The 20559-nt window shown below is 71.6% G+C and carries 23 protein-coding genes; 13 read left to right on the forward strand and 10 right to left on the reverse strand.

Features of this window, described 5'->3' with window-relative positions; translation table 11 throughout:
• Nucleotides 1-133: 133 nt before the first annotated feature.
• Both ACIQM0_RS05750 and ACIQM0_RS05755 read right to left on the reverse strand, forming a co-directional pair.
• The gene (locus tag ACIQM0_RS05750) at nucleotides 134-391 is read right to left on the reverse strand and encodes a WhiB family transcriptional regulator (protein ID WP_003953983.1); all 258 of its coding nucleotides are present in this window, start codon (nucleotides 389-391) and stop codon (nucleotides 134-136) included.
• A 319-nt stretch (nucleotides 392-710) separates the two neighbouring features.
• A complete protein-coding gene (locus tag ACIQM0_RS05755) occupies nucleotides 711-1679 on the reverse strand; it encodes a diacylglycerol/lipid kinase family protein (RefSeq protein ID WP_401283817.1) in 969 nt (322 codons plus the stop codon).
• A 163-nt stretch (nucleotides 1680-1842) separates the two neighbouring features.
• Here ACIQM0_RS05755 and ACIQM0_RS05760 point away from each other — a divergent pair, with 163 nt between their 5' ends.
• Nucleotides 1843-2304, forward strand: a complete 462-nt coding sequence (locus ACIQM0_RS05760) for a hypothetical protein (protein ID WP_401283819.1) — start codon at nucleotides 1843-1845, stop codon at nucleotides 2302-2304.
• Nucleotides 2305-2371: 67 nt separating this feature from the next.
• Here the strand turns inward: ACIQM0_RS05760 and ACIQM0_RS05765 are convergent, their stop codons facing one another.
• The 3 genes from ACIQM0_RS05765 to ACIQM0_RS05775 all read right to left on the reverse strand — a co-directional run bounded on the left by ACIQM0_RS05765 (nucleotide 2372) and on the right by ACIQM0_RS05775 (nucleotide 4255).
• The gene (locus ACIQM0_RS05765; protein WP_401284168.1) at nucleotides 2372-3325 is read right to left on the reverse strand and encodes an RNA polymerase sigma factor SigF; all 954 of its coding nucleotides are present in this window, start codon (nucleotides 3323-3325) and stop codon (nucleotides 2372-2374) included.
• 23 nt (nucleotides 3326-3348) lie between these two features.
• Nucleotides 3349-3762, reverse strand: coding sequence for an anti-sigma regulatory factor (locus ACIQM0_RS05770; protein ID WP_014048265.1), 414 nt, complete (start codon nucleotides 3760-3762; stop codon nucleotides 3349-3351).
• Nucleotides 3763-3994: 232 nt separating this feature from the next.
• Nucleotides 3995-4255, reverse strand: a complete 261-nt coding sequence (locus tag ACIQM0_RS05775) for a UBP-type zinc finger domain-containing protein (RefSeq protein WP_363025817.1) — start codon at nucleotides 4253-4255, stop codon at nucleotides 3995-3997.
• 35 nt (nucleotides 4256-4290) lie between these two features.
• On the opposite strand from ACIQM0_RS05775, the gene ACIQM0_RS05780 reads away from it, so the two are divergent.
• Entirely contained in the window at nucleotides 4291-5889 is a 1599-nt protein-coding gene (locus tag ACIQM0_RS05780) for a Na+/H+ antiporter (protein ID WP_401283821.1), read from the forward strand.
• Here the strand turns inward: ACIQM0_RS05780 and ACIQM0_RS05785 are convergent.
• The 4 genes from ACIQM0_RS05785 to ACIQM0_RS05800 all read right to left on the reverse strand — a co-directional run bounded on the left by ACIQM0_RS05785 (nucleotide 5868) and on the right by ACIQM0_RS05800 (nucleotide 9372).
• On the reverse strand, nucleotides 5868-6815 hold the full coding sequence (locus tag ACIQM0_RS05785) for a 1-aminocyclopropane-1-carboxylate deaminase/D-cysteine desulfhydrase (protein WP_401283823.1): 948 nt from the start codon (nucleotides 6813-6815) through the stop codon (nucleotides 5868-5870). The genes ACIQM0_RS05780 and ACIQM0_RS05785 overlap by 22 nt on opposite strands.
• A 64-nt stretch (nucleotides 6816-6879) precedes the next feature.
• Nucleotides 6880-7470 carry an N-acetylmuramoyl-L-alanine amidase gene (locus ACIQM0_RS05790; RefSeq protein ID WP_401283825.1) on the reverse strand — a complete coding sequence of 197 codons (591 nt, stop codon included), beginning with the start codon at nucleotides 7468-7470 and terminating at the stop codon, nucleotides 6880-6882.
• 147 nt (nucleotides 7471-7617) lie between these two features.
• Entirely contained in the window at nucleotides 7618-8814 is a 1197-nt protein-coding gene (locus tag ACIQM0_RS05795) for a globin domain-containing protein (protein ID WP_401283827.1), read from the reverse strand.
• A gap of 108 nt (nucleotides 8815-8922) precedes the next feature.
• Complete coding sequence (locus tag ACIQM0_RS05800; protein ID WP_401283829.1) at nucleotides 8923-9372, reverse strand: RrF2 family transcriptional regulator; 450 nt, start codon at nucleotides 9370-9372, stop codon at nucleotides 8923-8925.
• 175 nt (nucleotides 9373-9547) lie between these two features.
• Here ACIQM0_RS05800 and ACIQM0_RS05805 point away from each other — a divergent pair, with 175 nt between their 5' ends.
• From ACIQM0_RS05805 to ACIQM0_RS05825, 5 genes are all read left to right on the forward strand, one after another.
• Nucleotides 9548-10954 (forward strand): family 2B encapsulin nanocompartment shell protein, encoded by a 1407-nt coding sequence (locus tag ACIQM0_RS05805; RefSeq protein WP_401283831.1) that lies wholly within the window; start codon nucleotides 9548-9550, stop codon nucleotides 10952-10954.
• A gap of 287 nt (nucleotides 10955-11241) precedes the next feature.
• Nucleotides 11242-12285 (forward strand): family 2 encapsulin nanocompartment cargo protein polyprenyl transferase, encoded by a 1044-nt coding sequence (locus tag ACIQM0_RS05810; protein WP_401283832.1) that lies wholly within the window; start codon nucleotides 11242-11244, stop codon nucleotides 12283-12285.
• 265 nt (nucleotides 12286-12550) lie between these two features.
• Nucleotides 12551-13219: a DUF6304 family protein gene (locus ACIQM0_RS05815; protein WP_363025832.1), complete on the forward strand. Its 669-nt coding sequence runs from the start codon at nucleotides 12551-12553 to the stop codon at nucleotides 13217-13219.
• A gap of 185 nt (nucleotides 13220-13404) precedes the next feature.
• Complete coding sequence (locus tag ACIQM0_RS05820; RefSeq protein WP_401283835.1) at nucleotides 13405-14388, forward strand: DUF1648 domain-containing protein; 984 nt, start codon at nucleotides 13405-13407, stop codon at nucleotides 14386-14388.
• 2 nt (nucleotides 14389-14390) lie between these two features.
• Nucleotides 14391-14747, forward strand: coding sequence for a GntR family transcriptional regulator (locus ACIQM0_RS05825; protein WP_401284170.1), 357 nt, complete (start codon nucleotides 14391-14393; stop codon nucleotides 14745-14747).
• A 121-nt stretch (nucleotides 14748-14868) separates the two neighbouring features.
• Here ACIQM0_RS05825 and snpA read toward each other — a convergent pair whose 3' ends face one another.
• Nucleotides 14869-15540: a snapalysin gene (gene snpA / locus ACIQM0_RS05830; protein WP_401283837.1), complete on the reverse strand. Its 672-nt coding sequence runs from the start codon at nucleotides 15538-15540 to the stop codon at nucleotides 14869-14871.
• A 278-nt stretch (nucleotides 15541-15818) separates the two neighbouring features.
• Between snpA and ACIQM0_RS05835 the strand changes: the two genes are divergently transcribed.
• From ACIQM0_RS05835 to ACIQM0_RS05860, 6 genes are all read left to right on the forward strand, one after another.
• On the forward strand, nucleotides 15819-16898 hold the full coding sequence (locus ACIQM0_RS05835) for a LysR family transcriptional regulator (RefSeq protein ID WP_401283839.1): 1080 nt from the start codon (nucleotides 15819-15821) through the stop codon (nucleotides 16896-16898).
• Nucleotides 16899-16906: 8 nt separating this feature from the next.
• Nucleotides 16907-17908 (forward strand): NAD-dependent epimerase/dehydratase family protein, encoded by a 1002-nt coding sequence (locus ACIQM0_RS05840; protein WP_401284172.1) that lies wholly within the window; start codon nucleotides 16907-16909, stop codon nucleotides 17906-17908.
• Between the two features lie 183 nt (nucleotides 17909-18091).
• Nucleotides 18092-18649 carry a choice-of-anchor A family protein gene (locus tag ACIQM0_RS05845; protein WP_401283841.1) on the forward strand — a complete coding sequence of 186 codons (558 nt, stop codon included), beginning with the start codon at nucleotides 18092-18094 and terminating at the stop codon, nucleotides 18647-18649.
• 9 nt (nucleotides 18650-18658) lie between these two features.
• A complete protein-coding gene (locus ACIQM0_RS05850) occupies nucleotides 18659-19015 on the forward strand; it encodes a DUF952 domain-containing protein (RefSeq protein ID WP_401283842.1) in 357 nt (118 codons plus the stop codon).
• Nucleotides 19012-19944, forward strand: a complete 933-nt coding sequence (locus ACIQM0_RS05855) for an SDR family oxidoreductase (RefSeq protein ID WP_401283844.1) — start codon at nucleotides 19012-19014, stop codon at nucleotides 19942-19944. Before ACIQM0_RS05850 ends, ACIQM0_RS05855 begins: the two co-directional genes overlap by 4 nt.
• Nucleotides 19944-20558, forward strand: coding sequence for a nucleotidyltransferase domain-containing protein (locus ACIQM0_RS05860; RefSeq protein WP_401283846.1), 615 nt, complete (start codon nucleotides 19944-19946; stop codon nucleotides 20556-20558). Before ACIQM0_RS05855 ends, ACIQM0_RS05860 begins: the two co-directional genes overlap by 1 nt.
• Nucleotide 20559: the final 1 nt, after the last annotated feature.

Raw genomic sequence — 20559 nt, forward strand, 5'->3', positions numbered from 1 at the left:
GACCGTTGGTCACGGTCCGGGCTTCCTGGTCAGACATGCGCTTCGGGGGTACTGCGCGCTGCGACTCGGGGGGCGGGGTGATGCGTACACTCCGTACGCGCCGCCTGGCTGAGGTTCGTAGCGGTGGCGTCGGTCAGGCGCTGGCGTTGCGCGCCCGGTTGCGAGCGGCGCGGCGCTTCATTGCGCGGCGCTCGTCCTCGCTGAGGCCACCCCAGACGCCGGAGTCCTGGCCGGACTCGAGCGCCCACTGCAGGCACTGCTCCATGACGGGGCAGCGACGGCAGACGGCCTTGGCTTCCTCGATCTGCAGCAGCGCAGGACCGGTGTTGCCGATGGGGAAGAACAGCTCCGGGTCTTCCTCACGACAAACGGCGTTGTGACGCCAGTCCATGGCTGCTACCTCTCCTTGGTATTACGTACTGTGGCTTGTGAATGTGAACGCTTTCACGAATCCCCCCGCAGGTGTAGGGCCGACGCCCAGATGAACTGGATGTGGTCCTGTGCGGTGAGGAGGGGTTCTGGCTCTCAGTGGAGGCCGTTGTTGCGGGCCGTCCCGATCGCCATGTAGAGATTCGCAAACCTCGGCTGCGGATACAACCCCTTCTGGAAAGTTTTTTTTGATTCCTCGGTGTCGGCTAGGTCACAGCCGTACTTCTAGAGGGTGGAAGCCAGTCCAAACGTTCGAGTTAAAGGACTTTGGTCCCTTCCACTCACACAATCACACGCAGTGCACGGCGTACGCCTGTGAACGTCACACTTGTACGCACCCCCAGGTGGTCACCGTCCATCTGGAAGGGCAGTGGAGCCTTTGAATGCAAGGTGAAGTCCGTGAGGTCATGCAGTGAAACCGCGTGCTTACCGTGTGGCCCCTTCCGGGGACTCGAAGTGAGCAGCTGGGTGGCGTAGCGGGTGACCGCCGCCGTCGACAGCCGCTGCAGACCGAGGACGTCCAGGGCGGTGTCGAACGAGGCCTTGGGGGAGGCGTATATCGGGCGGTTCCCCAGGTAGGTCCAGGGTGCCGTATTGCAGATTATGGAGAGCGCGAGATCGGTGACCGGTTCCCGTCCGGGCACGTCGAGCGTGATCATTCCCTGCCGGCGGTGCGGTTCCTCGAGGAATTGGCGGAGCACCTGGCGGACGTACAGCGCGTGCGTCGACCGCTTTCCCTGTTCGCGCCGCTGTTCGACCCGGCCGATGACGCCGGCGTCGAATCCGAGGCCGGCGCAGAAAGTGAACCAGCGTTCCGGGACCGATTCGTCCTCCGAGCCGGGGGTACCGGCCGCCAGGCCGAGGCCGACGGTGCGTTCCGTGCGGTTGGCCAGCGCGTCCAGAATGGCGCCGGTCGCCTCCACCGCGTCGTTGGGCAGACCGAGTGCGCGTGCGAAGACATTGGTGGAGCCACCGGGAACCACGGCGAGCTTCGGAAGGTTGTCTATGTCGGGGCCGTTGTGCAGCAGCCCGTTCACGACCTCGTTGACCGTGCCGTCGCCGCCGAGCGCCACCACGAGATCGATGTCGTCGCTGTCGGCTGCCTGGCGCCCCAGATCGCGGGCGTGCCCGCGGTACTCGGTGGTCACGGCCTCCAGCTTCATCTCGCTGGCCAGTGCGTGAATGAGCACGTCACGGGTCCGCGCACTGGTGGTGGTGGCAGCTGGGTTGACCACAAGGAGTGCGCGCATGACTGTCAGACTACCTACCGCGAGGTACGGGTCTGAAGTCCTACCTGTCGGCCCTCACACAGGGTGACGGTCCGGGCGCGGTGGGGCGACCGGGGGCGCCCCGTTCCGGTGGTGTTCCGACCCCGGCTTCACTTTCGCGGGCCCGGGGTGCCAACCTGCATGGGTGAGTACTCAGGAGAACGCGCCCGCGCCGACGCCTCTGGCCGAGCCGCCGAAGCCGGCCAGGATCACGGTCGTGGCCGGACTCAACGCCATCGAGGGCGCGGCCCTCGTCATCGGCGGGATCTACATGCTGGTCATGGGGCTGCTCGGCCGCCCCGACAGCCCGCAGCAGGCCGAAATGGGCGGTCTGACGCTGATCGCGCTCGGGGCGATCCCGCTCGCCGCCGCCCGCGGACTGCTGCTGCGGCGCAGCTGGAGCCGTGGCCCCGCCCTCATCACCCAGATCATCGCGCTGCCGGTGGCGTGGACGCTGTTGCGGTCCCACGGCGTGCTCATCCCGGCCGGGATCGTCCTCGCGGCGGTGTCGCTGACCGCGCTGTTCCAGCTGGCCAGGCCGGCGACGATCGAGGCCCTGGGCATCCGCAGGCCCGGTACGGAGCCCGGCACGGACGCCGACGCCTGACACGTACGCGCGGCACGCGGGCAGGTGCGGCGCGGCCGCCGGTCTCCCGGGGCCGCGCACCGACCGGCTACTCCTCGACGAGCAGCCGCTCGCGCAGCTGGGCCAGAGTCCGGGCCAGCAGCCGCGAGACATGCATCTGCGAGATGCCGACCTCCTGCGCGATCTGCGACTGGGTCATGTTGCCGAAGAACCGGAGCAGCAGAATCCGCTTCTCCCTCGGCGGCAGGTCCTCCAGCAGCGGCTTGAGCGACTCCCGGTACTCGACCCCCTCCAGCGCCTCGTCCTCGGAGCCGAGCGTGTCCGCGACCGCGGGGGACTCGTCGTCCGTGTCCGGCACGTCCAGCGAGAGCGTGCTGTAGGCATTGGCCGATTCCAGGCCCTCCAGGACCTCTTCCTCGGAGATGCCGAGCCGCTCCGCCAGCTCGTGCACCGTGGGGGAGCGGCCGTGCTGCTGGGAGAGCTCCGCGGTCGCCGTGGTCAGCGAGAGCCGCAGCTCCTGGAGGCGGCGCGGCACCCGCACCGCCCAGCCCTTGTCACGGAAATGGCGCTTGATCTCGCCGACGACCGTGGGCGTGGCGTACGTCGAGAACTCGACGCCCCGCTCCGGGTCGAACCGGTCCACCGACTTGATCAGGCCGATCGTGGCGACCTGGGTCAGATCGTCCAGCGGTTCGCCCCGGTTGCGGAAACGCCGGGCCAGGTGCTCCACGAGCGGCAGATGCATCCGCACCAGCCGATTGCGCAGTTCGGCCTTCTCGGGCGAGCCCTCGGGGAGCTTGCCCAGCTCGATGAAGAGCGCCCGCGCCCCGCTGCGGTCGTGTGGATCGTGGTGCCCGTGCTCGCTCATCTGGCCTGCCCGCTCCGCCTGCGACTGCTCCACCGCGACCGTACGGCCAGCGGGCCCGTCCGCCCCGTCCACCGTACGAGGCAGGTCCGCCTCGTCCACCGGATGAGTCAGGGCCTGCTGCTCCGGGATGCCTGCCGCGTGCACCACCCCTGGTCGGATCGTCTCGTCCCGCACAGGACCGTCCCCGTTCCCGTTGCTCACGCCGGCCCGGGTCCCGCGCCGCGCTGTTTGTACAGGCTGATGCTGACCGTCCGGTCATCGGCGACCGTGGAGTCGACCTTCCCCGCCAGCGCGGAGAGCACCGTCCAGGCGAAGGTGTCGCGCTCCGGGGCCCGTCCGTCCGTCGTGGGGGCCGAAACCGTCACCTCGAGAGAGTCGTCGATAAGACGGAACACGCAGCTGAGGACGGAGCCGGGCACGGCCTGCTGAAGCAGGATCGCGCAGGCCTCGTCGACCGCGATGCGAAGATCCTCGATCTCGTCGAGAGTGAAGTCCAAGCGCGCTGCGAGGCCGGCCGTGGCCGTCCGCAACACCGACAGGTAGGCACCCGCAGCGGGCAGTCGGACCTCTACGAAGTCCTGATTCCCGGGCTCGCCTGCGATCTGGGACACCCTCACCTCCAAGGTGGCACAAACTCATTCGAGGATCCGGGAAGAGTGCCCCGGAGCCATGCGGTACGTCTTCGGTTCTTGGTCCGGCGACGCTATCGCGATCCATGATGCCGTGTCGCCAAGACCCCGTCCCATGACTGTCACTCATGGTAAGCCCATGGGTACGCACAGTGGGTAGAGGTCTGTGGCGGTCAATTACGAACAACAGGCGCCGGTTTGACGTACCCAGACGTCAGACGATCGAACCGTCCTCGAAGCACCAGCGCCAGCTTTCGCCGGGTTCGAAGCTCCGCATCACCGGATGACCGGTCTCCTTGAAGTGCGTCGTGGCGTGCTGCAGGGGTGACGAATCGCAGCAGCCGACATGGCCGCAGACCAGGCAGAGCCGCAGCTGCACGGGATGGGTGCCGGCTGCCCGGCATTCGAGACAGGCGTCACTGAGGGGTGCGGGCTCGGGGCGCGGCAGATCTGATACGTGCGGGCACTCACTCATGATTGCCAGGTTACGACGGATGCGAGGACCGTGAGATGGACGCATTGCCACTGGTGGCACTGGTCGCGGCCAGTGCGGCGATGGCGGGGCTGGCCCGCCGCACACCCGTGCCCGCCCCGCTGCTGCTGGTGGCCATGGGGCTGATCGCCTCGTACGTGCCGGGGGTGCCGACGTACACCCTGAACGCGCACATCGTGCTGCCGCTCCTGCTGCCACCGCTGCTCTACACGGCCGCCGTCGACAGCTCGTACCTCGACCTGCGGGCCAATCTCCGCCCCGTCGCGCTGCTCTCCGTCGGCTACGTGCTGTTCGCGACCGTCGCGGTCGGCTGGCTGGCGTACCGGCTGGTGCCCGATCTGCCGCTCACCGCCGCGCTGGTGCTGGGCGCCGTGATCGCCCCGCCGGACGCGGTCACGGCCGCGGCCATCGCTCGCCGGGTCGGTCTGCCCGCCCGGGTCACGACGATCCTCCAGGGCGAGTCCCTGGTGAACGACGCCACCGCCATCACCGCGTACAAGGTGGCGCTCGCCGCGGCCGTGGGCGAGGGGGTGAGCTGGGGCGCCGGGATCGGCGAGTTCTTCCTCGCGTCGGTCGGCGGCGTCGCGGTCGGCCTGGTGCTCATGGTGCCGCTGCACTGGCTCCGAACCCACCTCAAGGAGGCGCTGCTCCAGAACACCCTGTCGCTCCTGATCCCCTTCGTGGCGTACGCGGCGGCCGAACGGGTGCACGCGTCCGGAGTGCTCGCGGTGGTCGTCGTCGCGCTCTACCTGGGCCACCGGTCCTGGCAGGTCGACTTCGCGACCAGGCTCCAGGAGGCGGCCGTCTGGAAGATGGTCGCCTTCGTCCTGGAGTCCGCGGTCTTCGCGCTGATCGGCCTCCAGCTGCCCTTCGTACTGAGGGGGCTCGGTACGTACGCCGTCGCCGACGCCCTCTGGTACGCGGTGGCGGTGTTCCTGGCGGTCGTCGTGGTCCGGTTCATCTGGGTCTATCCGGCGACCTATCTGCCCCGGTGGCTGTCGAAACGCATCAGGGACCGGGAACCCGAGACCGACTGGACCGCCCCGCTGATCGTCGGCTGGGCCGGGATGCGCGGTGTCGTCTCGCTCGCCATCGCGTTCTCCATCCCGATGGTCACGGCCGACGGCGCGGACTTCCCCGCGCGCAACCTGGTGCTCTTCCTGACGTTCACCACGGTCATCGGCACCCTGGTGATCCAGGGGCTCACCCTGCCGCTCCTGGTGCGCGTCCTGAGGCTTCCGGGGCGCGACCGGCAGGCCGAGACCCTCGCGGAGGCGCAGGCGCAGAGCGAGGCCTCCACGGCCGCGGAGGCGCGGCTGGAGGAGCTGCTCACCGACGAGCGCAACCGGCTGCCCCAGCCGCTCACCGACCGGCTCCGCACCGTCCTGGAGCGGCGCCGCAACGCCGTGTGGGAACGCCTCGGGGCGTCGAATCCGGTGACGGGGGAGTCGGCGGACGACACCTACCGGCGGCTGGCCGGCGAGATGATCGAGGCCGAGCGCGAGGTCTTCGTGCGGCTGCGGGACGAGCGGAGCATCGACGACGAGATGATGCGGACCCTGCTCAGGCGCCTCGACCTGGAGGAGGCGGCGGCCTACCGGGAGGAGTCGGACTGAGGGGCGCCGGGCGGCTCGGCGGGGTCCGGGCGCCCCGTGACCACGGCGGCGACCGCGGTGCCGGCGGGGAACGCCCCCTCCTCGGCCAGCGCGGTGAGCGCGTACAGGAGTTTGGCCACATAGAGCCGCTCGACGGGCAGCCCGTGCCGGTCCTCGAAGTCGTCGGCGAAGGCGTGCAGGGCGGGAGTGGTGCGGGCGTAGCCGCCGAAGTGGAACCGTTCGTCCAGGGACCAGGAGCCGGCCGGTCCGCCGAACGCCTCCCGCTGGAGGTCCCGTACCGCGTCGGCCAGGAAGCCGCCGCGCAGGACCGGGACGCCGAGCGCGCGCTGCTCCGGTGCGAGACCGGCGGCGAGGCCCGCGAGGGTGCCGCCGGTGCCGCAGGCCACCGCGGCCACGTCGGCCAGGCCGCGCAGCTCCCGCCCGAGCTCTGTGCAGCCCTGTGCGGCCAGGGCGTTGCTGCCGCCCTCCGGGATGACCTCGCACTCCCCGTGGGCGCTCAGCAGCCCGGCCAGGACCTGTGGATCTGCTTTGGCGCGGTAGGTCCGGCGGTCCACGAAGTGCAGCCGCATCCCGTCGGCGGCGCACTGCGCCAGGGAGGGGTTGAGCGGGCGGTGGGCCAGCTCGTCGCCGCGGACGACGCCGACCGTACGGAAGCCCAGCAGCCGGCCCGCGGCGGCCGTGGCCCGCAGGTGGTTGGAGTACGCCCCGCCGAACGTCAGCACGGGGCGTCCGGCGGCGGCCCGCAGGTTGGGGGCGAGCTTGCGCCACTTGTTGCCCGGCAGATCCGGGTGGATCAGGTCGTCGCGCTTGAGCAGCAGCCGTACGCCGTGCCGGCCGAAGCGGTCGTCCTCGGCCGGCTGCAGGGGCGACGGGAGCACCGGCCGCAGCCGGGAGAGGCCGGGCGGACCGGGCGGTGTGGCAGGCATGCCCCCATTGTGGACGTGCCCGGGTCCGGTAGTGAGGACGTGCCCCGGGCGGGCCGCCGGGCGGCTACTTCAGGCGGTCCTGGATCCGGTCCCGCATGGAGGCCATCGTGAAGCCGCGCGGGTCCACCTTGCCCGGTTGCCACTCCAGGTGTCCGATCACCGACTTGGAGCTCCAGCCGTGGTGGCGGCAGACCGCGGCCGCGGCCTTCTCGATGGCTTCGAGCTGTTCGTCGGGCCACGGGTCCTTGCCGTCGCCGAGGTTCTCGCACTCGAAGCCGTAGAAGTGCCGGTTCCCGTCGGTGTTGGCCTCGTTGACCGTCGGCAGGCCCTTCTCCGCGATGACGGCGCGCAGGACGTCGTCGTCGCCGAGACCGGCGTGGTTGGCCCGGCCGTAGCCGACCAGGTGGACGCGGCCGTCCTTGGCGATGACGCCGTGGCACAGCGGCCCCGGCAGGTCGCTGTGGCCGTCGCGGCAGAGCTGGACGGTGGCGTAGGTGCCCGTGGTGACGGTGTGGTGGATCACCACGCCGTTGACCGGGCCCCAGGAGCCCTTGTCGTTGCGGTTGTGGGTACGCCAGTCGCCCACCTGGACGACGGTGAGCCCCTCGTTCTTCAGGGCGGCGAGAAAGGTGCTCGCGGACATGGGTGAGGACATGGCCGACTCCTTTTGCGCGTGGGGAGTATGTCCGTACCGCGCTTGTACCCGGCAAAAGGGCCGCGAGCCGGGCATGGGCTGTTCGTGGGGCCCTGTTCGGGCGGTGTGCGAGCCGATCAGGCCAACTCCGCGAGCACCGGTCCCGGTTCAGCCCTTGGCGAGCCACAGGTCGGGGCCGAACACCTCGTAGTGGATGTCGGCCGCGGGGACGCCCCTGGCGAGCAGCTGGGTGCGTACGGACCGCATGAAGGGCAGCGGGCCGCAGAGGTAGGCGTGGGTGCCGGGCGCGATGGCCAGTCCCGTCAGGTCGACCAGGCCCGTGCGGTTCGCGGGGTGGCCCGGCCCGGGGATCTCGTACCAGAAGTGCGCCGAGGCGTCGGGGAGTTTGCCGGTGAGCAGCGCGTGGTCGGTGCGCATGGCGTGGTCGTCGGGGGAGCGGTCGCCGTGCACGACGGTGACCGGGGCGCGGTGGTCGTCGCTCGCGAGGTGTTCGAGCATCGAGAGCATCGGGGTGCATCCGATGCCCGCGGAGGCGAGCAGGAGCGGGGCGTCGTGGGACTTCAGTACGAGGTCGCCGTACGGGGCCGACACCCGGAGCCGGTCGCCCGCGCGGACCCGGTCGTGGAGGTGCCGCGAGACCTCGCCGTCGGGGGCGCCGCCGCCGTGCACCCGCTTGACGGTGATCGAGCGGAGCGGGGAGCCGGGGGCCGAGGAGAGGCTGTACTGACGTATCTGGCGTGCGCCGTCGAGCAGTTCGCACTGCACCGAGACGTACTGGCCGGGGCGGAAACCGGGGGTGGCCGAACCGTCGGCGGGGCGGAGCCGGAAGGTGGCGACGTCCTCGGTCTCCTCGGTGCGGGACACCACCTCCCAGTCGCGCCAGACGTCACCGGCGAGCACGCCCCGCTGCGCGTACAGCCGCTCCTCCATGGCCATGAGGGCGTTGGCCATCAGCCAGTAGACCTCGTCCCAGGCAGCGGCGACCTCCGGGGTCACGGCGTCGCCGAGCACCTCGGCGATGGCGGCGAACAGGTGGGTGTGCACGACGTCGTACTGGGCGGCGGTGATGCCGAGCGAGGCGTGTTTGTGCGCGATGCGCCCGAGCATGGCGTCGGGGCGGGTGTCCGGGTGCTCGACGAGCTGGGTCGCGAACGCGGCTATGGAGCCGGCGAGCGCCTGGCGTTGGGTGCCGGAGGCCTGGTTGCCGCGGTTGAAGAGGTCGCGCAACAGCTCCGGGTGGGCGTCGAACAGCTTGCGGTAGAAGAGATCCGCGATGTCCCCGATGGCCGCGCCGACGGCGGGGAGGGTGGCGCGGACGGTGGCGGTCGACGGCTCGGAGAGCATCGTGACTCCTCGGGTTTGAATTGGTATATGAGATGCGTATTTTTGGCCGGGGTGGGCGACCGGTGGGGAGGCGGGGCCGGGAGCCCTTGGTGCGGGCGCGGGCGCCGTTCAGTCGCCGGGCGGCCGTCCGCTGCTGATGCCGATCAGGAGCGGTCCGGTCGGGGAGGCGACGAGTTCGGTGACGGTGAGCGGGTCGAGCGTGGCGTAGAAGGCCTCCGCCGCCTCGCGCAGGGCGCCGCGCAGCCGGCACGCCGACCGCAGCGGGCACGGGGTGGTGCCCTCGCACTCGACGACGTCGCCGGGCCCCTCCAGTTCGCGGACGAGTCCGCCGACCGAGGCGGACCGGGCGCCCGTGGCGAGGGCGAGCCCGCCGCCGCGGCCCCGCCGCGCCTCGACCAGGCCGAGGTGCTGGAGTCGGGCGACGACCTTCGCGGCGTGGGAGTAGGGCACTTCCATGGTCGCCGCCACCTCGCGGGTGGTCGGCGGATCCTCGTTCTCCGCGACGGCGAGGCGCATCAGTACGCGCAGCGCCACGTCGGTGAATCTCGTCAGCCGCATGACCGTCACCGTAGATAATTGGCATCCAAGATGCAAATTAACTGGTCCGTGGACATCGCGCAGCGTTGTGCCCAACCCAAAGCCCTATTAGTCACACTCTTTTGTGTAATGGCGCGCCGGGTCACGTGCTGAAAGGCTTCTTCAGCAGTTCCGCCGATGATCGAGAGGACGTCAGATGTCCGTTGGTGAAGAGGTTCAGAACGCGCAGCTGCCGCCGCAGCAGAGTCTTGGCACGGCAGCCGCGCGGAACCTCGCGACGACCACCAAGTCCGCTCCGCAGATGCAGGAGATCACCTCACGGTGGCTGCTGAAGATGCTCCCGTGGGTCCAGGTGCAGGGCGGCACATTCCGGGTGAACCGCAGGCTGAGCTACTCGGTCGGCGACGGCCGGGTGACCTTCGTACAGACCGGGGACCGGGTGGCGGTCATCCCCGCCGAGCTCGGCGAACTCCCGGCACTGAGGGACTTCGGGGACGAGGAGGCGCTCGCCGAGCTGGCCCGGAGGTGCGAGCAGCGTGACATCCCCGCCGGACAGCTCCTGGCCACGGCCGGTGACGCGGCGGACCGGGTCTTCCTGCTGGCGCACGGAAGGGTCGAGAAGATCGGCACCGGCCCCTACGGGGACGAGACGGTGCTCGGAGTGCACGCCGACGGCGCCTACTTCGGCGACCACTCCCTCATCGAGGGCGACGCCCTCTGGGAGTACACCGCCCGCGCCGTCACCGACTGCACCGTCCTCACCCTGCAGCGGGCCGATGTGCTCAACCTCGCCGAGCGGTCCGACTCGCTGCGCGAGCACCTCGCCCGACAGCTGGCCATCCCGCAGCAGCGCACCAACAAGTACGGCGAGGCCGAGATCGACCTGTCCGCGGGGCATGTCGGCGAGGCCGTCGTCCCGCACACGTACGTCGACTACGAGTCCGCGCCGCGCGAGTACGAACTGAGCGTCGCGCAGACCGTGCTGAAGGTCCACAGCCGTGTCGCCGACCTCTACAACCAGCCGATGAACCAGACCGAGCAGCAGTTGCGGCTGACGGTCGAGGCGCTGCGGGAGCGCCAGGAGCACGAGCTGATCAACAACCACGAGTTCGGCCTGCTCAACAACTGCGACTACGGCCAGCGCATCCAGCCCCACGACGGGGTGCCCGGCCCCGACGACATGGACGAACTGCTCTCGCGCCGCCGCGGATCGAAGCTCTTCCTGGCCCACCCGCAGGCCATCGCCGCCTTCGGCAGGGAGTGCAGCAGGCGCGGTCTGGTCCCGGAGAGCGTGGATGTGGGCGGGCACCGTATGGCGTCCTGGCGCGGGGTTCCGATCTTCCCGTCCAACAAGATCCCGGTCACCGACGCCCGTACCTCGTCGATCATCTGCATGAGGACCGGTGAGGCCGAACAGGGCGTCGTCGGACTCCACCAGACAGGCATCCCCGACGAGATCGAGCCCAGCCTCTCGGTCCGCTTCATGGGGATCGACGAGCAGGCGATCATCTCCTACCTCGTGACGGCCTACTACTCGACGGCCGTGCTGGTACCGGACGCCCTCGGCGTCCTGGAGAACGTCGAGGTCAGCCGCTGGCGTTAGGGCCCGTATCGGGTTGTCACGCGAAAGGGGGAGCGGGGCCGCGAGCGTGCGTGCCCAGCCCCGTGACGCCGGGGGACACCCCGAAAGCAGGCCCCAGGGCGGGACAGACGCCCGCCGGGCGGGATTCCGAGACACGCCCCGGGCCCGTGGGCCCGGACCGCAGGGGCCCGCCCCCGGGTCCGGGCCCACGGGCCGCGGTCCGCAGTACCCACAGCAACCACCCACGTCCCCGGCCCGGGGCGACAGCGACCGGGCAGGGACGGCAACGACCGGGGTGCCGATTGACCATGACCCATGCAGCTGCCGAGACCGAGGGCAACGAGGCCGCAGCTCTTCTGGAGTACACCCGATCCCTCGTCGACCCCCACCTGAGGGCGGCGGTCGCCTCGCTGCCCGGATCGATCCGGCGCGTCGCCATGTACCACTTCGGCTGGCAGCACGCCGACGGGAGGCCGGCCGCCGGCGGTGCGGGCAAGGCGATCAGACCCGCGCTCGTGCTGGCCGCCACCAGGGCGCTCGGTGGCGATCCCCGGGACGCCGTGCGGGCGGCCGTCGCCGTCGAGCTGGCGCACAACTTCACCCTGCTGCACGACGACGTCATCGACGAGGACCGCACCCGTCGCCACCGCGCCACGGCCTGGACGGTCTTCGGGATCCCGGACGCCGTCATCGCGGGCGACGCCATGCTGGCCCTCGCCCAGCGGCTGCTCGCCGAGGACGCCCGAGCGGTGTCGTCGAGGGCCTCGGCCCGGCTCTCGACCTGCGTCATCGAGCTGTGCGCGGGCCAGCAGGCCGACTGCGCCTTCGAGGAACGCGGCCCGGACGAGGTCTCGTTGGACGAGTGCCTCACCATGGCCACGGCCAAGACGGGCGCACTGCTCGGCTGCGCCTGCGCGCTGGGTGCGCTCTACGCGGGCGCGGACGAGCGGGGTGTCGGGGCGATGGACGGTTTCGGCCGGGAGGCGGGGCTCGCTTTCCAGCTCATCGACGACCTCATCGGCATCTGGGGTGACGCGTCCCAGACCGGGAAGCCGGTCGGGGCCGATCTCGCCGCCCACAAGAAGTCGCTGCCCGTGGTCGCCGCGCTCACCTCCGGCACCCCGGCGGCCACGGAGCTCGCCGCGCTCTACCGCGGCCCCATGAACACGGCCGGCGAGGTGAGCCGTGCGGCCGACGCCGTCGACCGGGCCGGCGGCCGCGACTGGGCGCAGGTCTGCGCCGCGGACCGGATGGCCCGCGCCGTGCACCATCTGTCCCGCGCCGTGCCCGATCTGTCCGCGGCGGGCGATCTCCTGGCCCTGGCGGAGTTCGTCACCCGTCGGACGCACTGAACGAAGGAGCAACGAAGGCAACGAAGAAGCACGTCGGAGGGGCTTGGCGGGGAGGGATCCGGAGCGAAGCGGGGAGGGGACGGAGCGAAGAGAAGCGGAACGGAAGGGCGGGGAGCGAAACGACGCGACGCGATGCCGTGAGCCGGGCGGGCGGGTGAGCGGGTCCGGCGGGGCGGGTCGATGATCGGCCGAGGTCACAGGGCCCGCGCGGGGAAACGGAGGGCGGCAGGGAGAGTGTCGGAGGCACGGGCTACAGTCCCTGCCCATGACAGATGAGTCGTGGGCAGGGTGGTACCGGGACCGGCAGGGATCCGATGCCGTCATCCTCACCACCGACGGACAGCAACTCCGCCTCCGTATCCGGGAAGTCGACTTCGAGGGCGATAGCTTCGACGGTCTGCGCCCCGTGGCGGGCACGCCGGACCAGGGTGAGACGTTCACCCTGGCGGACGGCGTGCTCAACGACTGCGTCCTGGAATGGGACCTGCCGTTCCCGGTCACCGCGGACGGGGTGGCCCAACAGGCCAGGCTGAGCTGCCTGCTGTCCCTGCGCAGGCCGGACCCGTACCTCTACCTGGAGCTGCAGTTCGGCGGTGCGGGCTTCCGGTCCCATCGGGCCGAGAGCGACTTCGGGTCCGCGCTCGCCACCATCCAGCGGGTCCTTCCGCCCGGGGTCCGGCTCCAGACCTGTATCGCCTGCGCCTTCTCGGACTACTTCCCGGCACCCGGCCGCGGTCTCTCCGGCGGTCTCGCCTGCTTCCGGGGCGCCAAGGAGGCCTACCGCGGCGCGGACGGCCAGGGCGATGTCCTCGATCTCTGGGACCGGCGCAGCGGCTTCGTCCAGGAGACCTGGAGCTGCCCGGAGTTCGAGCCCAGGCCGGCGGAGGGCGCGGGTACCGGCCACCGCGGCGCGTTCCCGCTCGAACTGGCCTGACCGCCGCACCACTCACGCCGCCGCACCACTCGTACCGCCGCACCACTTGCGCCGGTCCGCCACTCACACCGGCGCCACACCTGCCAGCCCGTCACCGAGCCCGCCTGACAGCGCGTCACCGTCAGGCGGGCTCCGCATTGCCTCACCTCCATTGTTCTACTAGCATGCAAACAATGGAGGTTTCGATGAACCCTAGAAATGCCGGTCGCGTGGCCCTTGCCGCGCTTCCGTTCGTGCTCGCCACCGCCGCCGACCTCATCCTTTTCGCCACCCGCCGCGACCGGCTTCCCGCGCGGCTGGCCAGCCACTTCGTCGGCAACGGCCGAGCGGACGACCATGCGAGCCAGGGCTCGTACATCGCGCTCGTCGCCATCCTGTTCATCGGGACCGGTGCCCTGTGGACGCTGATGGCGGTCGCCGGGAAGTTCACCGGCCGCGGGTACCAGAGGCTCGTCGCCAGTGGCTATGCCCTCGCCGGAGCCCTCGGCTACCTGATGGCGGTCGTCATGCTCATCAACGTGGATGCCGCAGAGGACGCGCAGGGCCGCGCGCAGGGTGTCTCGTTCCCGATGTGGCACATGGCCGTGGCCCTGGGAGTCGCCGCGCTCGCCTTCGGGCTCGGCCTGCTGCTCGCCGCCCTCCTCCCCGTGGCGGAGGCACCCGCCGGTGGCGGGCCGGCCGGTGGCGGCGAGCGGATCGCGCTGGCTCACGGGGAGGTCGCGGGGTGGGCGCGCAGCGCCGGTACGTGGTGGCTGCTCCCGGTCGCGCTCGTCGTGCTCGGAGGCGGGATCGTCCTGCTGTTCACCGCGGGCTGGGGCGCGGCGGTTCCGGCCCTCCTCGTGGGCGTGGTCCTCGTGTGCTTCGCCCGTCCGTACGTCACAGTGGACCGGCGGGGCATCACGGTCTCCGGGCTGCTGCCGTGGCCGCGCATACGGGTCCCGCTCGACAGGATCGAGGAGGCGAGCAGCCGTGACATCAAGGCACTGGCCGAGTACGGGGGCTGGGGATACCGGCTCACCCCCGGTCGTACCGGAGTCATGATCCGTTCCGGTGAGGGAATCGTGGCACGGCTCTCCGGCGGCCGGGACTTCGCGGTGACCGTCGACGACTCGGCGACCGCCGCCGCACTCCTCAATACCCTGATCGATCAGCGCCGAACGGAAAAATGACCATGCTCTTCCGGGTCGACCCCACCTCCGCCGTGCCGCTCGGCGACCAGATCGCGGCCTGCGTGCGGCGTGCCGTCGCGGACGGATCGGTCGAGCCGGGCGAGCGGCTGCCCGCCGCCCGGGTCCTCGCCGAATCGCTGGGCGTCAACGTCCATACGGCGCTGCGCGGTTACCAGCGGCTGCGCGAGGAAGGGCTGATCGAGCTGCGCCGGGGGCGCGGTGCGATGGTTGCCGCGGGCGCCTCCCCGCACCACGCCAGGCTGCTGGAGCGGGTGCGCGAGATGGTCGGCGAGGCCCGTGAGCTCGGGATGACGGAGGACGAGCTGCTGGCCCTCGTCCGTACCGAACTGAACAGCTGACAAGGACTGGCCGACGGGGCCAGGACTGGCCGAACGCGACAGGCGCCGGCCCAACACGCGAAGCGCCGGCCGAACGCGCGAGGGGCCACCTCGTCCTGCGAGGTGGCCCCGGTCGGCAGCGTCAGGAACCGCTGCGGGCGAGCGCGGCCGCGAAGCCGTTCTGCCAGAGGGAGTTCACCCGGCTGCGCTCATTGGCGTCCGGGTACGGGTTGGTGCAGGACGGGCCGGGGCCGCCGCCCGACATCAGCTCGCTGCACGGACCCGAGTAGTCGTCCGGCAGGCCGAGCACGTGCCCGGTCTCGTGGGTCGTGACGCGGGTCGAGTCGTACTGCTGGTTCTGCGCGTAGTCGAGGAAGATGTAGCCGTTGCCGTGTCCGTCGGTGCTGGCGTACGAGCCGCTCGGGTCGTTGCCCTCGTAGTAGGTGAAGTCGGCGTTGGACCCCTCCTGCAGCTGGACGTTGGAGACCGAGCTGTTCCAGATCTGCGCGCTGTTGGATATCTGCGTGCGGAAGCTGGGGGCGTTGGCGGTGCTGTAGACGATGGTGACCGACTGGACGCCCGGGTTGGCGGCCCGCTTCTCGGCCACCGACTTCGCGACCGCCTCGAAGAACGCCTTGTTGGCGGCGGCGCTCTCGTGAGATCCGGAGTGGGCGGTGTAAGCGACGTGGGGGGTCGAGGCGGAAGAGGCAGGTGCCGGGGCGGCGGAGGTGAGCGCGGGGGCGGTTCCCAGCGCGGCGGCGAGGCCGAAGCCGAGGCCGACGACGGCCGACATGACGGTCCTGGGGTGTCTCATGGGGGGTCTCCTACCAGTTACCTGTCCGAGGAACCCGTCCGATGATCGGACTCGGACGGGGGCGGTACGGAGAGAGTGTCGGTGAAGCGGAGCCCCGGCGGATGATGCCAACCGGCGATAGCACCGCCCTATCACCCCGTCCCCGCCCATGGGCGGGGACGGGGGTGGCGCGAGAGGGCACAAGCGGTGGCCGGCATTCCAACGAGCTCTGAATTGACGGTGTTTGATGGGGTTGGGACGTCTGGTGCGGCACGGTCCGCCGCCCTAGTCTCAGCGGTATGGAGCTTGAGGTGAGGCACCTCAGGGCGCTGTGCGCCATCGCCGACACCGGCAGCCTGCACCGGGCGGCTCGCAGGCTGGGAGTGAGCCAGCCCTCGCTCACCACGCAGCTGCGCCGGATCGAGAACTCCCTGGGCGCCGAGCTGTTCAGCCGCGGACGCACCGGCTGTCGCCCCACCCTCCTCGGCCACGCCGTCCTGAGCCGGGCCCGTCCGCTCGTGGACGGCATGCGGGCCCTGGTCACCGACGTGAAGGCGGAGGCGGAGGCGGCGCGGGCCGGCGGCCCCCGGCTGCGGATCGGCTGCACCGCCAGCCGGGTCATCGGCGGCTGGCTGCGCAGGCTGCGCATCAGGATGCCCGGCACGGACATCTCGCTGCGGGTCGACGTGTCGGCCCACGCGCTGCTGCGCGCGGTCGAGGCGGGCCGGCTCGACGTCGCCTTCGTGCACGAGGTCGAGGGCTGCCCGCTGTACGTGCCGGACGGCCTGGTGCAGCGGGTGCTCGTGGACCGCGAACCGCAGTTCGTCTCGATGGCCCGCGACCACCCGGCCGCCGCCCTGCCCGTCGTCGACCTGAGCGACCTGGCCGCCGACCGGTGGATGGTCGACCCCACGGTGGACGGCGAATGGGACGGCCTGCGCCGGGTGTTCGGCGCGGCCGGTGTCGAGCCGACCGTGCTGCACGGCGACTACCTCACCGCCGCCTCCCTCGTCGTCCTGGGCGAGGCGGTCGCCCCCTGCCAGCCGACCTCGGGCCCGCGCGACGACATGGCGATCCGCCCGCTGCGCGACGACCCGCTCGCCGTACGTCTGCTGCTGGTCTCCCGTCCGGGCGCCGACATGGCGGCGGTGTACGGGGAGTTGGAGGACGCGTACCGGGAGGCGGCCCGGCAGGCCGACGGCTACCACCAGTGGCTGCTGCGCAACCGGAGTCCGCTCGCCCATTCCTCCCTGAGCGCGGACCCGGCCGGACCCGATGCGGCCCGGAGCGGGGCGGGTTCGGACCGGCACACGGCCAGTTCAGCTCAGAGCGAGGCCGGCTCCGGTCCGGGGTGCGGGCGGGCAGAGTCGGCGTCATGAGGCTTCTGATGCTGGGTGGTACCGAATTCGTCGGCCGGGCCGTCACCGAGGACGCCCTCGCGCGTGGCTGGGAGGTCACGGTGTTCCACCGCGGCCACCACGGGCCGCCGCCCGGCGTGGCCGAACTGCTGGGCGACCGCACCGCCGAAGGCGGTCTGGCCGCCCTCGAAGCCGCCGGGGGGCCGGGGGGCGGCACGTACGCCTGGGATCTGGTCGTCGACACCTGGAGCGGCGCCCCCTCGGCCGTACGGGACGCGGCCCGGCTGCTGTCGGGCCGCGCCCGGCGGTACGCGTACGTCTCCAGCCGTTCCGTCTACGCGTACCCGGCCCCGGCCGGTCTGCCCGAGGACGGACCGCTGGTGGACGGCGCCTCACCGGACGCCGGTGGCGACGTCTCGTACGCCCTGGCCAAACGCGGGGGCGAACTGGCCGCGCTGGAGGCCTTCGGCGACCGGGCGCTGGTCGTCCGCGCGGGACTGATCATCGGCCCCTGGGAGAACATCGGCCGGCTGCCCTGGTGGCTCACGCGGATCGCCCGCGGCGGACCCGTACTGGCTCCCGGGACACCCGGCCTGCCCCTTCAGTACATCGATGCCCGTGACCTCGCCGGATGGCTGCTCGACGCCGCCGGGGGCGGTCTGCACGGACCGTACAACCTGGTCAGCCGGCCGGGGCACGCCACGATGGGGGAGCTGCTCGACGCCTGTGTGCGTGCCACCGGCTCCGGTGCCGAGCTGCGCTGGACGGACACCGGGGCGATTCTCGCGGCGGGTGTGGAGCCCTGGACCGATCTGCCGGTCTGGCTGCCGCCGGGGGAGCTGTACGACAGCCTGCACCAGGGCGATGTGAGCCGGGCGTACGCCACGGGGCTGCACTGCCGGCCGGTCCGGGAGACGGTCGCCGACACCTGGGCATGGCTCTGCGAACAGGGCGGCAGCGCACCGCAGCGGCCCGACCGGCCCGCGGTCGGCCTCGATCCGCGGACCGAGGCGAAGCTGCTGACGGGCTGACGCCGGCCGAGATGGGAGCCTCCCGGCCCGCTACCCCGTACCCGCCGTCCGGGACCCGGCCCGGCCGACCGGTCGGCGGAAGCGGCCCGTCCGCCCGGCGTGGCAAAGCTGATGAACACTCAATAAACCTGCATATTGCGCTGTATGCGAACAAAAGCGCGCAGGAGCGGTGAAAATCACCGCGTGGCGGTGAGGGTGGCGGCAGCGGCGGCCGTGGTGGGGGCCATCGCGCCCACCGCGGCCGCCGACCCGCTGCCCGGTGGTCTCGGTCCGTGCCTCGGGGACGACTGCCCTTCGGCCTGGCAGGACCCGCACCACATGCCCGTCACCCACCACGACAGCAACATCAACGTCTATGTCGGGGGCGACTACCTGGTCAGGGAGGCCGCCGCGGAGGCGGAGGGGAAGATCGTCACCCACGGCCGGTTCGACATGAGCAAGCGGGCGGGCGCCTCGCGGATCTACAACGTCGGTGTCGCCGGAGTGGGGTCGCGGGTGCCGCCGCCCGACGGTTCCGACCACCTGACGGTGGGCGGCGATCTCACCGTCGCCACCGGGCAGCGGCTGCTCGCCGAGGAGGGCCCCACCCACTCCTGGCCGCAGCGGCCCCACCCGGGAGGCGAACTCCCGAACACGGGTTCGCGCGGCGGTGAATGGGTGATCGGCGGGATCGCGGCCGTGCTGCTGGTCGCGGGATCGGCGGCCACGCTGATGGCCCGGAGGGCGCGTCGGCGCGGTTAGTTTTGGCTCATGGCCGAACTGCTGCACCTCACCGAAGGCCCGCTGTGGGAGGCGGCCCGCGGGATCGGGACGTACGAGATGTCCACCCGCGGCCGCACCCTGCACGAAGAGGGCTTCATCCACTGCTCACTGCCGCACCAGCTCCCCGGTGTGGCCGAGATGCTGTACGGCGCCGGGAGCCGGGCCGGAACCGGTGACCAGAACCTCGTGGTGCTCGTCATCGACACCGAGCGGCTCCCCGCGCCCGTGCGGTACGAGTCGGTCACACCCGGCGGCGAGGAATTCCCGCACATCTACGGACCGGTTCCGGTCGACGCGGTCGTGGAAGTGCGCCCCTGGCAGCACAAGGAAGGCGACCCCGTATGACCCCCTCGGACGACACGCACGGTCCCGAAGACCTCACGAGCGGCCCCCTCACCGCGGTCACCGGCGCGAGCGGCGCGCTCGGCGGCCGGGTCGCGAAGCGGCTGACCCGGGCCGGAGTCCCTGTCCGGCTCCTGGGCCGCGACCCGTCCCGGCTGCCCCAACTGCCCGGCGCCGACACCGCACCGGCCGCGCCCTACGGCGACGGGGAGGCGATGCGCCGCGCCCTGGCCGGGGCGCACACCCTGTTCCTCGTCTCGGCGCACGAGAGCCCGGACCGGGTGCGGGAGCACATGACCGCCGTGGACGCGGCGACGGCGGCGGGCGTCGAACGGATCGTGTACGTCTCCTTCCTCGGCGCGGCGCCCGACGCGACGTTCACCTTCGCCCGGGACCACTGGGAGACCGAGGCGCACATCCGCGTCTCCGGCGTCCGGCACACCTTCCTGCGCGACAGCTGGTACCTCGCCGGCATCCCGGCGATGACCGGCACGGACGGCGTGCTGCGCGGCCCGGCCGGGGACGGCCGGGTGGCCGCGGTGGCCCACGAGGACATCGCCGACGCCGCGACCGCGGTCCTGCTGCCCGCCGGCGGCCCCGAGGGCGACGCCGCGCACGACGGGCGGACGTACGACCTGACCGGCCCCGAGGCGTTCACCCTCGCCGAAGCGGCCGAGGAACTGAGCCGGGCCACCGGACGGACCATCACCTACGTGCCGGAGACGCGCGAGGAGGCCTATGCCTCACGGTCCCGGTACGGCGCGCAGGACTGGGAGGTGGCCGGCTGGGTGACGTCGTACGAGGCCATCGCGGCGGGGGAGATGGCCGCCGTCTCGGACGCCGTACCGCGGCTCACCGGCCGTCCGGCCAAGGACCTGGCCACCTACCTCATGGAACACCCGGACAGCTACCGGCACCTCCTCGGAAGCTGATGCGCACGGAAACGCCCTGGGGCCCCTGGGACCCGCTGTCCCTCGCCGGGACGGTCCGCCTGCTCGCCCCGCTGCGCGAGCCGTGGTGGATCGCGGGCGGGTACGCGGTCGAACTGGCCGTAGGCCGGGCCTACCGCGAGCACGGCGACATCGATGTGCTCCTGCTGCGCCGCGACCAGCTCGCCGTCCAGCGGGTGCTGCCGGGCTGGGAGTGGTGGGCCGCCGACCCGCCCGGCACGCTGCGGCCCTGGAGCCCCGGCGAGATCCTTCCGGCGCAGGTCCACGACATCTGGTGCCGGCCGGGCCCGGACGAGCCGTGGCGCGTCCAGTTCATGCTCGACGACGTGGCGGGCGACGACTGGGTGTTCCGGCGCGACCCCAGGATCAGGCTGCCGCTGGACCGGCTGGGCGCGGTCTCCGCGGACGGCGTCCCCCATCTCGTGCCGCAGGTGCAACTGCTGTACAAGTCCGGGTCCCGGCGCCCCAAGGACGAGCAGGACTTCGAGGCCGCGCTGCCGGTCCTCGGGGACGACCAGCGCGCCTGGCTGACCGAGACGATCACCCTGGCCGAGGGCGCGGACCACCCCTGGGCGGCCCGGCTGCGGGCGGGCTGAG

This window comes from Streptomyces sp. NPDC091387 (assembly GCF_044756945.1).
GTDB lineage: Bacteria > Actinomycetota > Actinomycetes > Streptomycetales > Streptomycetaceae > Streptomyces.

Coding starts and splice junctions, on each gene's coding strand:
- ACIQM0_RS05750 (WP_003953983.1), bottom strand. CDS start 391: ATGGACTGGCGTCACAACGCCGTTTGTCGTGAGGAAGACCCGGAGCTG.
- ACIQM0_RS05755 (WP_401283817.1), bottom strand. CDS start 1,679: ATGCGCGCACTCCTTGTGGTCAACCCAGCTGCCACCACCACCAGTGCG.
- ACIQM0_RS05775 (WP_363025817.1), bottom strand. CDS start 4,255: ATGAGTGAGTGCCCGCACGTATCAGATCTGCCGCGCCCCGAGCCCGCA.
- ACIQM0_RS05780 (WP_401283821.1), top strand. CDS start 4,291: ATGGACGCATTGCCACTGGTGGCACTGGTCGCGGCCAGTGCGGCGATG.
- ACIQM0_RS05785 (WP_401283823.1), bottom strand. CDS start 6,815: ATGCCTGCCACACCGCCCGGTCCGCCCGGCCTCTCCCGGCTGCGGCCG.
- ACIQM0_RS05790 (WP_401283825.1), bottom strand. CDS start 7,470: ATGTCCTCACCCATGTCCGCGAGCACCTTTCTCGCCGCCCTGAAGAAC.
- ACIQM0_RS05795 (WP_401283827.1), bottom strand. CDS start 8,814: ATGCTCTCCGAGCCGTCGACCGCCACCGTCCGCGCCACCCTCCCCGCC.
- ACIQM0_RS05800 (WP_401283829.1), bottom strand. CDS start 9,372: ATGCGGCTGACGAGATTCACCGACGTGGCGCTGCGCGTACTGATGCGC.
- ACIQM0_RS05805 (WP_401283831.1), top strand. CDS start 9,548: ATGTCCGTTGGTGAAGAGGTTCAGAACGCGCAGCTGCCGCCGCAGCAG.
- ACIQM0_RS05810 (WP_401283832.1), top strand. CDS start 11,242: ATGACCCATGCAGCTGCCGAGACCGAGGGCAACGAGGCCGCAGCTCTT.
- ACIQM0_RS05815 (WP_363025832.1), top strand. CDS start 12,551: ATGACAGATGAGTCGTGGGCAGGGTGGTACCGGGACCGGCAGGGATCC.
- ACIQM0_RS05820 (WP_401283835.1), top strand. CDS start 13,405: ATGAACCCTAGAAATGCCGGTCGCGTGGCCCTTGCCGCGCTTCCGTTC.
- ACIQM0_RS05825 (WP_401284170.1), top strand. CDS start 14,391: ATGCTCTTCCGGGTCGACCCCACCTCCGCCGTGCCGCTCGGCGACCAG.
- snpA (WP_401283837.1), bottom strand. CDS start 15,540: ATGAGACACCCCAGGACCGTCATGTCGGCCGTCGTCGGCCTCGGCTTC.
- ACIQM0_RS05835 (WP_401283839.1), top strand. CDS start 15,819: ATGGAGCTTGAGGTGAGGCACCTCAGGGCGCTGTGCGCCATCGCCGAC.
- ACIQM0_RS05840 (WP_401284172.1), top strand. CDS start 16,907: ATGCTGGGTGGTACCGAATTCGTCGGCCGGGCCGTCACCGAGGACGCC.
- ACIQM0_RS05850 (WP_401283842.1), top strand. CDS start 18,659: ATGGCCGAACTGCTGCACCTCACCGAAGGCCCGCTGTGGGAGGCGGCC.
- ACIQM0_RS05855 (WP_401283844.1), top strand. CDS start 19,012: ATGACCCCCTCGGACGACACGCACGGTCCCGAAGACCTCACGAGCGGC.
- ACIQM0_RS05860 (WP_401283846.1), top strand. CDS start 19,944: ATGCGCACGGAAACGCCCTGGGGCCCCTGGGACCCGCTGTCCCTCGCC.